This window comes from Saccharopolyspora sp. 6V, from assembly GCF_020176785.1.
Classification (GTDB): domain Bacteria; phylum Actinomycetota; class Actinomycetes; order Mycobacteriales; family Pseudonocardiaceae; genus Saccharopolyspora_C; species Saccharopolyspora_C gregorii.
In genome coordinates this window covers 21,628-32,632 of sequence record NZ_JAIUKB010000147.1, presented here as the reverse complement: position 1 = coordinate 32,632, position 11,005 = coordinate 21,628, and the positions used below count along the sequence as shown (strand labels likewise).

Annotated in this window: 13 protein-coding genes; 12 read left to right on the top strand and 1 reads right to left on the bottom strand. The window is 70.4% G+C overall.

Translation table 11 applies throughout. The annotated features are described in order from the left end of the window. Both LCD35_RS25230 and LCD35_RS25225 read left to right on the top strand, forming a co-directional pair. On the top strand, positions 1-1,686 hold a 1,686-nt coding region (locus tag LCD35_RS25230), incomplete at its 5' end, for a DUF4118 domain-containing protein (protein WP_374108133.1). Next, entirely contained in the window at positions 1,683-2,363 is a 681-nt protein-coding gene (locus LCD35_RS25225; protein WP_224958751.1) for a response regulator, read from the top strand. The genes LCD35_RS25230 and LCD35_RS25225, both read left to right, overlap by 4 nt. On the opposite strand, the gene LCD35_RS25220 is transcribed toward LCD35_RS25225, so the two are convergent. Continuing rightward, complete coding sequence (locus LCD35_RS25220; protein ID WP_224958753.1) at positions 2,345-2,617, bottom strand: hypothetical protein; 273 nt, start codon at positions 2,615-2,617, stop codon at positions 2,345-2,347. The two genes, LCD35_RS25225 and LCD35_RS25220, sit on opposite strands and share 19 nt — an antisense overlap. A 143-nt stretch (positions 2,618-2,760) precedes the next feature. Between LCD35_RS25220 and LCD35_RS25215 the strand changes: the two genes are divergently transcribed. The 10 genes from LCD35_RS25215 (at position 2,761) to LCD35_RS25170 (ending at position 10,978) form a co-directional block, all read left to right on the top strand. Beyond that, a complete protein-coding gene (locus LCD35_RS25215) occupies positions 2,761-3,636 on the top strand; it encodes a helix-turn-helix transcriptional regulator (RefSeq protein ID WP_225045070.1) in 876 nt (291 codons plus the stop codon). After that, positions 3,633-3,833, top strand: a complete 201-nt coding sequence (locus LCD35_RS25210; protein ID WP_224958756.1) for a DUF397 domain-containing protein — start codon at positions 3,633-3,635, stop codon at positions 3,831-3,833. The genes LCD35_RS25215 and LCD35_RS25210 overlap by 4 nt, the downstream gene beginning before the upstream one ends. 90 nt (positions 3,834-3,923) lie before the next feature. Then, positions 3,924-4,274 carry a DUF397 domain-containing protein gene (locus tag LCD35_RS25205; RefSeq protein WP_224958759.1) on the top strand — a complete coding sequence of 117 codons (351 nt, stop codon included), beginning with the start codon at positions 3,924-3,926 and terminating at the stop codon, positions 4,272-4,274. Positions 4,275-4,890: 616 nt separating this feature from the next. Further along, a complete protein-coding gene (locus LCD35_RS25200; RefSeq protein WP_224958762.1) occupies positions 4,891-5,232 on the top strand; it encodes an SseB family protein in 342 nt (113 codons plus the stop codon). Beyond that, the gene (locus LCD35_RS25195; protein WP_224958764.1) at positions 5,225-5,782 is read left to right on the top strand and encodes a hypothetical protein; all 558 of its coding nucleotides are present in this window, start codon (positions 5,225-5,227) and stop codon (positions 5,780-5,782) included. The genes LCD35_RS25200 and LCD35_RS25195 overlap by 8 nt, the downstream gene beginning before the upstream one ends. Next, positions 5,782-7,152 carry a putative T7SS-secreted protein gene (locus tag LCD35_RS25190; RefSeq protein ID WP_224958765.1) on the top strand — a complete coding sequence of 457 codons (1,371 nt, stop codon included), beginning with the start codon at positions 5,782-5,784 and terminating at the stop codon, positions 7,150-7,152. Before LCD35_RS25195 ends, LCD35_RS25190 begins: the two co-directional genes overlap by 1 nt. A gap of 6 nt (positions 7,153-7,158) precedes the next feature. Further along, positions 7,159-8,310: a hypothetical protein gene (locus LCD35_RS25185; protein WP_224958766.1), complete on the top strand. Its 1,152-nt coding sequence runs from the start codon at positions 7,159-7,161 to the stop codon at positions 8,308-8,310. A 187-nt stretch (positions 8,311-8,497) separates the two neighbouring features. Then, on the top strand, positions 8,498-9,541 hold the full coding sequence (locus tag LCD35_RS25180) for a hypothetical protein (RefSeq protein ID WP_224958767.1): 1,044 nt from the start codon (positions 8,498-8,500) through the stop codon (positions 9,539-9,541). A gap of 67 nt (positions 9,542-9,608) precedes the next feature. Further along, on the top strand, positions 9,609-10,112 hold the full coding sequence (locus LCD35_RS25175; protein ID WP_224958768.1) for a hypothetical protein: 504 nt from the start codon (positions 9,609-9,611) through the stop codon (positions 10,110-10,112). A gap of 110 nt (positions 10,113-10,222) precedes the next feature. After that, positions 10,223-10,978, top strand: a complete 756-nt coding sequence (locus LCD35_RS25170; RefSeq protein ID WP_308011251.1) for a DUF3558 domain-containing protein — start codon at positions 10,223-10,225, stop codon at positions 10,976-10,978. The last annotated feature ends 27 nt before the right edge of the window (positions 10,979-11,005 follow it).

Below are 11,005 nucleotides of genomic sequence, written 5' to 3'. Positions count from 1 at the left end.
GGGGGGGCGCCCCCCCCCCCCCGGGGGCGGGGGGGGGGGGGGGCCCCCCCCGGGGGCCGCCCCCCCCCCGCGGGGGGCGCGCCCCACGACGTGCCGGAGGCGCTGCTGGAGTTCGCCCGCGGCGTCGACGCCACGCAGCTGGTGATCGGCACCTCGCGGCGCTCCCGGTGGGCGCGGCTGACCGCCGAGGGCATCGGCTCCACGGTGGTGCAGCGCTCCGGCACGATCGACGTGCACATGGTCACGCACGGCATGGCGGGCGCGCGCCCGTTCCGCCGTGCCGCGAAGAACCCGCTGTCCCGCACCCGCCGCGGCTGGGGCTGGGTGCTGGCGTGCACGTTGCCGCCGCTGGTGACGCTGGTCAGCGCGCTGCTCGGCGACTTCGAGCTGTCCACCGACGTGGTCGGCTACTTCCTGGCGACCGTGGTGGTGGCGCTGGTCGGCGGGGTGGCGCCGTCGGTGGCGGCGGCGCTGCTGGCGGGCGGGCTGCTGAACTTCTTCTTCACCGAACCGCGGCATTCGCTGGCCGTCAGTTCCCCGGAGACGCTGGTGACGGTGCTCGGCATGGTAGGCGTCGGGGTGATGGTGGCGGTGGTGGTGGACCGGGCGGCGCGGCTCGCGGAGCGGGCGGCCCGGGCGCGCACCGAGGCGGCGCTGCTGGCGTCCTACGCGCGGACGGTGCTGGCGCACCCCGATCCGCTGCCGCGGCTGCTGGAGAAGCTGGTGGAGAACTTCGGGCTGTCCTCGGCGGCGCTGCTGGAGCGCGGGCCGGACGGCTGGCGCATCGCGGCGTCCCTCGGCACCACGCCCTGCGCCCGGCCCGACCAGTCCGATGTGGACATCGAGGTGACCGCGGACGTGCACCTGGCGCTGCGCCGCCCTGACGGCCGGGCGCTGCCCGCCGACGACCGCACGGTGCTGGAAGCCGCCGCGGGCCAGGCGCTGGTGGCGCTGCGCCAGCAGCGGATGGCCGCCGACGCCGCCGAAGCCCAGCGGGAAGCGGACGCGAACCGGCTGCGCACCGCGCTGCTGTCCGCCGTCGGCCACGACCTGCGCACGCCGCTGGCGTCCATCAAGGCCTCGGTGAGCAGCCTGCGGTTGCCCGGCGTGCAGCTGTCCGAGCAGGACGTCGCCGAACTGCTCGCCGGGGTGGAGGAATCCACCGACCGGCTCGCGGACCTGGTGGACAACCTGCTGGACTCGTCCCGGCTGGCGACCGGCGCGATCGTGCCGCGGCTGCGCCCCGTCGGCTACGACCAGGCCGTCGCGGGCGCCCTGGTGGGCTTGGACGGGCGGGAGCGGGTCGCGGTGGACACCGACGAGTCGCTGCCCGCGGTGCTCGCCGACGTCGGACTGCTGGAACGGGTGATCGCGAACGTGGTGCAGAACGCGCTGAAGTACGGCGGAGACCGGGTCGGCGTGCGCGCCAGCGAACACGCCCGGTGGGTGGAGCTGCGCATCGTCGACCACGGCCCCGGCCTGCCCGAAGGCGCCGCGGACACCGTGTTCGCCCCGTTCGAGCGACTCGGCGGGCACGCCGACACCGGCCCGCCCGGGGTCGGTCTCGGGCTGAGCGTCGCGCAAGGTTTCATGCAGGCCATGCACGGCACGATCCGCGCCGAGGACACCCCCGGCGGCGGGCTGACCATGGTGCTGGCGCTGCCGGTGGCGACGGAGGGGCGATGACGAAGGTCCTGGTGGTGGACGACGAACCACAGCTGCTGCGCGCGCTGCGGATCAACCTCACCGCGCACGGCTACGAGGTGGCGGTCGCGCCGGACGGCATGACGGCGCTGCGGGTGGCGGCCGAAGCGCGGCCGGACGCGGTCGTGCTGGACCTCGGCCTGCCCGACCTCGACGGGGTGGAGGTGATCGCCGGGCTGCGCGGCTGGACCACGCTGCCGATCATCGTGCTGTCCGCGCGCACCGAATCCACCGACAAGGTGCACGCCCTCGACGCGGGCGCCGACGACTACGTGACGAAACCGTTCGGCATGGACGAACTCCTCGCCCGGCTGCGCGCCGCGGTCCGCCGCTCCCGGTCCGCCGTCGCCGAGGACGAACCGGTGGTGCGCACCGACGCGTTCGAAGTGGACCTGGCGGCGAAGAAGGTGTTGCGCGCCGGCGCCGAAGTGCACCTGACGCCCACCGAATGGGGCATGCTGGAAGTGCTGGTGCGCAACCGCGGCAAGCTCGTCGCGCAACGGCGGCTGCTGCAGGAGGTGTGGGGCCCCGCCTACGCCGACGAGTTCCACTACCTGCGGGTGTACATCGCGCAGCTGCGCCGCAAGCTGGAGGACGACCCGAGCCGCCCCCGCCACCTCATCACCGAGGCGGGCATGGGCTATCGCTTCGAGGGCTGAGCGTCCGGCCGGGCTTCCCGCCGGGCCAGGTCCTCCGCCGCGAGCACCGCGGCCTCGTCCAGCGCCCGCCGGAACACCGCGATCTCGCTGCCGCGCAACCGGAAGTAGCCCTGGAGCTCGGGCCCGAACACCTCCACGTCACCGGCCGCGACGCCGACGGTGCAGAGCGCGAGCTCTGCATCGTCGTCGCTGCACCGGCACAGCCATTCGCGCTGCGGGCTCTCGGAACCGAACCGCGCGATCTTTTCGTCCATCACTGCCTCCTGGGGTTGTGGATCACGCTTTCAAGAATTGCGTGAATGCAAGAAGGTGCGCAATTACGCGATCGAGTGATCGCGAAATCTGATCATTCCTGCCAGGCTGAGGGCACATTCCTCGCAACGACAGGAGATCGTTGATGCCTCGCCGCCCCGGACCGTCCGCCCGGTCCCGTCGTCTGGCGCAGACCCTGCGCAAGATTCGGGCCGAGAAGGGCGTCAGCGCCGCTGAAGTCGGCAAGGAGCTCGGCATGTCCGGTAGCAAGATCAACCGGATCGAAACCTGCGAGATCGGCATCTACCTGGACGACCTGGAGAAGCTGCTCGACTTCCACCAGGTGACGCAGCAGCGCCGCGTCGAACTCCTCGACATCGCGCGCCACGCGGAACAGCGCAGCTGGTTGCGCACGCGCAACGCGCACTTCCCGGCGGACTGGCAGACCTGGAGCGACTTCGAGGACGAAGCGACGGGGTTACGGTACTACGACCCGATGGTCATTCCTGGTCTGCTGCAGACGTCGGAATACGCCAGAGCGGTTATCGCGGGTACCAGCGACGGCCTCAGTGTCGACCAAATCGAAGAGCGGGTGGCGAGCCGCACGGCGCGGCGTGCGCTGTTGTCGCGGCCGGAGCCGCTGCACTTGCATGTGCTGATCGAAGAAGCGGCTTTGGCTAGGCCGTTCGGTGATAGGGGCTGCCTCGTTCGGCAGCTTCATCATTTGGCCGAGGAAGCCTCGCGGCCGAACGTGACGGTCCAGATCGTGCCTACGAGTGCAGGTCTGCATCCTGGCGCTGCGGGCGCGTTCATCATCGTGGAGTACGACGGTGAATTGAGCTTGATCTGGCTTGAGCAGATTGCTTCGTCTCTGATTCTCGAAGAGGACGAGCAGCTCGATGCATACCGGCTCGCTTGGGAGAAGCTCAGTGGCTGTGCGCTGGCTCCAGACGAGTCCGTGGCTCAGTTGCGCCAGATGGCTGTTCAGGCTGAGCAGGGCAGTGACATGCTTCGGACATGAAACTTTCTCGGTTTGACGAGGTTGTTTGGCGAAAATCCAGCCGCAGTGCGAGCAAGGCCAACTGCGTCGAGGTCGCGCTGGGCGGCCAGATCGTCGGCGTCCGCGATTCGAAGGACCCGGGTGGTCCGGTGCTGGCGGTGTCCGGCGAGCGGTGGGCCGATTTCCTCGCTGCGGTGGGAGATTCACGCCCTCGGTGATGGTGCTTCCGGGTGGGATTCCCGGTGGTTCGCTGCTCCGGCGGCGGGGCGACGCTGGGCAGAGGGCCGATGCGCTGCCACGCTCATTCCATGGGCAGTCCTGGATCGGGTGACGGTTGGCGCGAGTCCTCGCGCAGCGCGACCACCGCGAACTGCGTCGAGATCGCCTTCGGTTGGCGCAAGTCGACCCGCAGCAACAGCACGGCGAACTGCGTCGAGATCGCGTTCGGTTGGCGCAAGTCCAGCCGCAGCAACAGCTCCGCGAACTGCGTCGAGGTTGGCTGGCGGAAGTCCAGCCGGAGTGCCAGCACGGCGAACTGCGTCGAGGTGGCCGCCGACGGCCCGGTGGTGGCGGTCCGAGATTCGAAGTCCCCCGACGCCGGTCTCCTCGTGTTCGCCGCGCACCACTGGATCCGCTTCCTGGCTTCCCTCCGCACCTGACGCCGCGGGCGCGTTCCCCGTTCGGCCCGCACGAACGGTCCGTTGGGCCGATCGGACGCGCCCGAATGAGCCGTTCACCTCGCCGGATTCGCGGGTTCTGCGAGGTTGATCGAATCGGGTACGCGGTCGTCGGCGCGCTGTTAGCGTTCCGAGCCGTTGCCCGCTGATCAACAGCGGGCCGCGGAGCTCGGAAGGAAGTGCGGGATGAACCTGCGGCTCCAGTGCTGGGGGGTGCTGGATGCGTGAAGTGGTGCGGCTGTCCGGAGATCTGGGCCTGCCACCTCCGGAACCGGACCGGTCCTGGCCGCCAGAGCCGGAATCGGCGCGGACGCCGGAACCTGCGTGGTCGGATTCGGGAGAGGACGCGGAACCGGTGCGTTCGCCGGTGCCGGAACGATCGGAACCGGCACGAACCCCGGAACCGGCGGGAACTCCGGAGCCGACGCGAACCCCGGAGCCGACGCGAATCGCGGAACCGGCGGGAACTCCGGAACCGGCGGGAACCGCGGAACCAACGGGAACCCCGGAACCGACCCGAGCGGCCCTGCCGGACCCGGAGCCGAGCGCGGCTCCGACGCCGGATCCCGAGCGATCGGCACCGCCCGAGCCGGAACCGGTGCTGGTGCTCGCGGCGCGCCGCTGGCAGGACGCGGGGGGTCCGCCGGATCCGACGCTGCTGCTGGCGACTTTGGGCCGGTCGACCCTGCACCTGCCCGCGGAGGCTTCGACGCTGCTGCTCGGCGGCCGCGAGTGGCTGCCGGTGTTCTCGACGCGGCAGCGCGCCGCGGACTACGCGGGAGCGGCGGGCTTGGCGGGCGCGGACGGCACCGTGGACGTGGTGGCGCTGCCCGCGAAGCGGCTGTTCGAGCACTACCTGCCGCCGGACGTCGGCGTCGTCGTCGATTCCGGCGAGCAGCACCGGCTGGTGCTGGCGGCGGCGGAGGTGCGCGATGCCTGACGACGGTTTCGGCCTCGACCCGGCCGCGCTGGAAGCGGTGATCGCCGGGCACGAGAAGACGGTGCGGGCGCTGTCCGACCTGATACCCGGCGGCGGGTACGTCGCCGATGCGGGATCGGCCGCCGGACTGCACTCGATGGCGTTCAGCGCCGGTGATCTGGGCGAGCACTCCGAGGTGCAGAACGCGCTCGCGTTCTTCTGCCTCCGCTGGGAGCACGGCTTGGGCAGCCTGCTGCGCACCGGTCAGGAGCTGGCCGACCAGCTCACCGACGTCCTGAAGGAGTACCGCGGCCAGGACGACGAGATCTCCGGCCTGTTCAAGGAGATCCTCATGACCGTCGTCTCGCCGGACCAGCAGAAGGTCGCCGGTGCCCGCGAGATGAGCTGGGGCGAACTGGCGCAGGCCGGCAGGCCCGACTACGGCGGCTGGGGCGAGGAGTTCGGCGAGGTCGGCGAGTCCGTGGGCCAGGCCGCCGACGACGCGTGGACGGCCGGGGTCACCGGTTCGAGGCTGCTGACTCCGGGCCTGCCGCAGGAAGGTGATCGCTGATGGCGGCGGAACTCGGCGACACCGACGACCCCACCGAGCTCGTGCCCGGCGATGTCGCGGGCACCAAGGACAAGGCGGACACGTTCCGCCGCATCGCCGACGGCCTCGCCGCGGTGCAGCGCATCGACTCCGAACACGCCTGGAGCGGTGCGGCCGCCGAGGCGTACCGGAAGACGGTGCGCGACGAGCAGCAGCGCTGGGACGTCGCGGCCGCGGCGTTCGGGAAGGCGGCGACGGCGCTCGTCGAGCACGCGGAAGCGCTGCGCACCGCGCAGGACGCGGCGGCCCGCGCGATCGAACTGCACCGCCAAGGCGAGCAGGAGACCGCCCGCGCGGAGAAGGACCACGCGGCGCAGGTGGCAGCGGCCGGGCCTACCGACCAGGTCGCGCCGTTCCAGGACCCCGGCGCGGCCAAGACCACCGAAGCGCGGGCCCTGCTGAACGTAGCCAGGAGCAAGTTCGGCACGTCCGGCGTCGCCACCGCCGAAGCGCTCAAGGCGGCGGCCGAGAGCGCTCCGGAAGCCTCCCTCCTGGAACGGATGATGGATGCGTTCCGCAACAGCGGCGGTGCCCTTTTCGAAGCGGGCAAGAGCTACGTGGGCGGGGGCTTCGGCGCGCTGGGTGAGATGGCGATGGGCGGTCTCGGCCTGGTCGCGAAACCCCTGCACCTGATCACCGACCCGGCCGCGACGATCTCCTCCGGGTTCGCGGCCGGAGCAGGCGTCGTGCACATGGTCACCACCAAGGAGGGCTGGGGCCAGACCATCGGCTCCCTCGACGAGTGGAAGAAGGACCCGGCGGCGGCCTTGGGCAAGGCCGGCGCCAACATCGCCGCCACCGTCGCGGGCGGCGGTGCGGGCGCGGCCTCCAAGGCCGGTCTCGCCGCCCGCGTCGCCAAGGTCGCCAAGCACGCACCCGAGCCGGAACTCCCCAAGGCACCGCCCCGCCCCACCCACGACGCCGAGGGCTACACCCTCCCCGCCGAAGAAGAACTCCAACGCGCCCGCGAAAAAGCCGCCCAACCCGAACCGGAACCCGAACCGGACCCGCCGGCGGAGAAGGAAGAGCCCCGTCCCCGACGCGGGTACGACTGGACGGACGACTACGTTCTCGACTACGAAAATCCGGACTGGGAAACATCCGACGCGATCCAGGACTACGACACGCCGGATACGCGCGGTGGGCGACCCGGTCAAGGTGAATGGGTTCCGCTCACCGACTCGAAACGGCTGGAGATCGAGGCCGCCCTGAAGCGAGGGCAAGAAGAGGAAAGCCGCCTCGAACAGCTGGATTCCCCGCAACTGCAAGCGCAGCGGGCCGAGAACATGCGGAACGCCGAGGCTCTCCGGAACAACGGTTACAGGCGGTAAGGATCGATGCACGAGCAAGCGCAAGGCGCGGAGAACACCCGGAGCATCCACGTCGCCGGGCCGTTGCCGGACGATCCGGACGCGATGACGATCCAGCGGGCCGAATTGAGCTGGTTCCTCGCGGACGACGGCCGGGTCCAGATGACGATGGTGGGACCGCCACCGGACAGCGACATCACGGTCAAGGCGCCCGACGTGTTCGCGGCGCTGCTGGCGATCCGCGAGATGCTGCACGACGACGGCTGGCGGGTGCTGGTGAACGCGGCTCGGAGGGAGGCGTGGGGTGGAACTCCGGAGCATCCGTGCGGTCTCGCGCAGGTCCGGATCTACCCCAGCCTGACCGGGCCGCCCGCCGCCGATCCGGTCGATGCGTTGGACATGCCGGACGATCCGGCCCTGGTCCGCAGCGGTTCGGTGATCGAGCAGACGCTCTGGCACAAGGAATGGGCGGGCACCATCCCGCCGGACGGGCTCACCTGGACGGAATTCGAACGCCGTTCCGGACGATCCGGAGCAGGCGCGGCGGCGAGAAGTGGAGGGGAGCGGGACGAGCGCGAACAGCGGACGATCGCGGCCACTGCACCGGAACTCACCCACTCCGAACCGGTGCCCTTGATCGGACCTTCGCCGGACGGCTCGAAGCGCTCGGAAATGCACCGAGGCGTCGCGGAGTGGGGGCGGCGGCCGGAAGGCGGCGTGCACCTGCGACTGCGCGGACCGTTCGGCCGGATCGACGGCCACGGCCCCGATGTGTTCACGACGCTGCAGGACCTGCGGCAGGAGCTGCTCGCCGAGGACTGGGGAGTGTTGGTCAACGGCGCGCTCTTCGGCGCGTGGCGAAGCACCCCGCAGCATCCCTGCGGGCTTGCGCACATCCGGATCTACCCCAGCCTCACCGGACCTCCGCTGACCGAGCAGCTCGACGCGTTGGGCACACCGCCGGGAAGATTCGCGGAAATGCCGTGGTCGATGCCCGTGGAGCAAGTCGCATGGCAGCACGAGTGGGCGGGCACCACACCGGCCGGACGGCGGACGTGGACCGAGCGCGACCGCGACATCCGCGCGAGGAAGAACACCCCGTACGCGCCTGACGTCGCGCAGCGGTATTACGCGGTCCACCTCAACTCTGGCCACGGCCTAGCGTCGAATCGCGTGTGACCGATGGCGAACCGATCGAGGAAGACGACGTGATGGGTCCCCCGGGCGGTCGGCTGCGCCCTTGCCGGTGCACGGCCCGACGCCGCCGACCCCGAACGCCCGGAGTTCCACCGGGTTCTCGGGACCTCCCGGAACAGGTGAAGAAGGTGGCTGAACTGCGCCGCTGGTTTGATGAGCAGGGAGCGAGATGACCGCGGAAACCGGTGCTGCGGTGAACAAGAACGGGTTTTCGGCGCGTGAAGTGGACGTGTTCGGGCCGGTCGACGGTGACCCCGCGGAGATGGACTTCCAACCTGCGGTGGCCACCTGGTCCCGCACCTCCGATGGCCAGGTCGGACTTGAGCTGTCCGGCCCGTTCGGCGCGCACCACGCGGTGGAGCCGAACCTGTTCAAAGCCCTCATGCTGGTGCGCGCAGAGTTGCAGGAACTGAAGTGGCAGGTGGTCGTCAACGCCGCCCGCCGCGACGCTTGGGGGCCGACCGAGGAACACCCTTGCGCAGTGGATGAGGTGCGGATCTACCCCGACCTGGCAGGCCCGCCGACCACGGAGCCGCTCGACGCGCTCGGTCCGCCGACCGAGCTGGGCGAGCGCGGAATGCTCGTGACCGAGCAGATCTTGTGGCGGGAGGAGTGGGCGGGCCTGACGCGGCCGGGCAAGATGAACTGGACCGAGTTCGACCGCTCCATGCGCGAGATGAGCGCGACGCGGAAGCAGGAGGCCGCCGAGGCCGCGGTTCCAGAACTCCCCCATTCCGAGCCCATTTTCCTCGCCGGTCCGTCACCGGAAGACCCGACGAAGCAGGCGCTGCAGGAGGGCGTCGCGGAGTGGGGCCGCCGCGCGGAGGGCGGCGTTCACCTGCGGGTGCGCGCTCCCGGGGTCCAGTTCGACGACCACGGTGCCGATCTGCTCGCCGCGCTGCAGAACCTGCGGATGGAGTCCTGGCGGCGGCGGTGGGAAGTGCTGGTCAACGGCTCGCTACGCGGGGCGTGGCACGGCACGGAGCAGCACCCCTGCGGCATCGCGCACGTCCGGTTCTACCCCGACCTCACCGGCCCGCCCCTTCCCGAACAGGTCGATGTGCTGGGGACGCCGCCCGGAGATCTGCGCAAGGCGCACTGGGCATCGGTGAGCCAGCAGACCCGGTGGTACCACGACTGGGCTGGCACCACCCCGCCGGCCTGGTGCCAGCCCAAACGCAAGCCGCGGACTGAGGAACAGCAGCCGAGTTGACGACGTCGCGGGAAGAGCACGCGATGAACGGCCCGCACGGCCGTGCGCGGAGGAAGAAGAGGCAACAGTGCAGCACCAGCCCAACGAGCGCGGCGTGTACGTCATCGGCCCGTCACCGGACGATCCGGAGCAGACCGAGATCCAGCAGACCACGGTCAGCTGGTTCAGGACAGCCGATGGGGAAGTGCAGTTGACGTTGGCCGGTCCGACCGGTGGGGAACTCACCGCCACAGGACGTGACGTGTTCACGGCGCTGCTGGTGATTCGAGAGGCACTGCACGATCGTGGCTGGCGGGTGCTGGTGAACGCGGCGCGCAAGGAGGCGTGGGGCGGGACGCCCGAGCATCCCTGCGGACTCGCGCACGTCCGGATCTATCCGACCCTGACCGGCCCGCCCGCCAACGATCCGGTCGATGCGCTCGACATGCCGGATGACCCGGCCCTGGTCGGCAGCGGCTCGGTGATCGAACAGATGCTCTGGCGCGACGAATGGGCGGGCACCACCGAACCCGGGGCGTTGACCTGGACCGACTACGAACGTCGGCGCCAGGAGGCTCGGGCATCCCGGTAGCGACACCTGCCTGACCGGCAGGCGGTCAGCGCGCAGGCGCGCTTCCGAAGGCTTCGTTTGAGGAGATCTCGGCTTCGTTCCGGTCGAGCGAGGCTCAGTTGTAGGAGGACGTGCAGGTGCTTTTCGGTGTCGTTCGTTGGGCCGTGGTGTTCGCGGTGGTCGGGTTTGTCGGGACCGGGTGTGCACTGGGTGGAGATAAGGGCCAGGTGGCAAGCCCTGACATCTCGGCTCCGGCACCCCAGCCCGCTCCGGAACGACCTCGGGAGCTCGCGGTCGTGAACAGGCAGAGCGCGGACATCTGCGGCTTGCTCACCCCGGAGCAGCAGACCCAGGTGGGAGTGGGACGTTCGGGTCCGACGGCTCCCGGAGAAGCACCAGGTTGTGTCTGGCTGAGCGTGCCCGGTGCAGAGCCTGATATCTCGGTCGAGATCGAAGCTTTGAGCAAGGGCATCGAGGGAGCCTATGACCGGTCCGACGAGCCTTTCCCGGACATGGCCGCGTCGTATGCGATCGCAGGAGTTCCCGCCAAGCAGGGGCAGGGGAGCGCGGGGTTGGAGGCGCTCGGATGTCGGGTGGACGTCGATGTGGCGGAAGGCGAGACGCTGGAGGTCTTCTACAGCCCGACCTTGACCGGCACCGTCAGCAACCAGGACATGTGCGCCAGAGCGAAGCAAGCGGCGGAGTTCGCGGTGTCGAACCTGCAGGCGCGGGGCTGCGCGCAGTTCAGGGACGTCGTGATGTGGAAGGTCGTGGGGGCTGGGCCGGGAGGAGTCGGGAACGGGGAGGACGCGACCGGATGCGCTCGACGATCTCGCCTCCGACGATGGTCGGGGCCCGTTCGGGTGGTGGCTGTGCGGTCGGTGTGAAGTTGGTGGAAGTCGGGTCTGGGGTGG

What these genes read in the sequence shown, in the direction of transcription:
- LCD35_RS25205 (WP_224958759.1), top strand. Translation starts at nt 3,924, where the DNA reads ATGGGCAGTCCTGGATCGGGTGACGGTTGGCGCGAGTCCTCGCGCAGC.
- LCD35_RS25220 (WP_224958753.1), bottom strand. Translation starts at nt 2,617, where the DNA reads ATGGACGAAAAGATCGCGCGGTTCGGTTCCGAGAGCCCGCAGCGCGAA.
- LCD35_RS25185 (WP_224958766.1), top strand. Translation starts at nt 7,159, where the DNA reads ATGCACGAGCAAGCGCAAGGCGCGGAGAACACCCGGAGCATCCACGTC.
- LCD35_RS25180 (WP_224958767.1), top strand. Translation starts at nt 8,498, where the DNA reads ATGACCGCGGAAACCGGTGCTGCGGTGAACAAGAACGGGTTTTCGGCG.
- LCD35_RS25225 (WP_224958751.1), top strand. Translation starts at nt 1,683, where the DNA reads ATGACGAAGGTCCTGGTGGTGGACGACGAACCACAGCTGCTGCGCGCG.
- LCD35_RS25215 (WP_225045070.1), top strand. Translation starts at nt 2,761, where the DNA reads ATGCCTCGCCGCCCCGGACCGTCCGCCCGGTCCCGTCGTCTGGCGCAG.
- LCD35_RS25195 (WP_224958764.1), top strand. Translation starts at nt 5,225, where the DNA reads ATGCCTGACGACGGTTTCGGCCTCGACCCGGCCGCGCTGGAAGCGGTG.
- LCD35_RS25190 (WP_224958765.1), top strand. Translation starts at nt 5,782, where the DNA reads ATGGCGGCGGAACTCGGCGACACCGACGACCCCACCGAGCTCGTGCCC.
- LCD35_RS25210 (WP_224958756.1), top strand. Translation starts at nt 3,633, where the DNA reads ATGAAACTTTCTCGGTTTGACGAGGTTGTTTGGCGAAAATCCAGCCGC.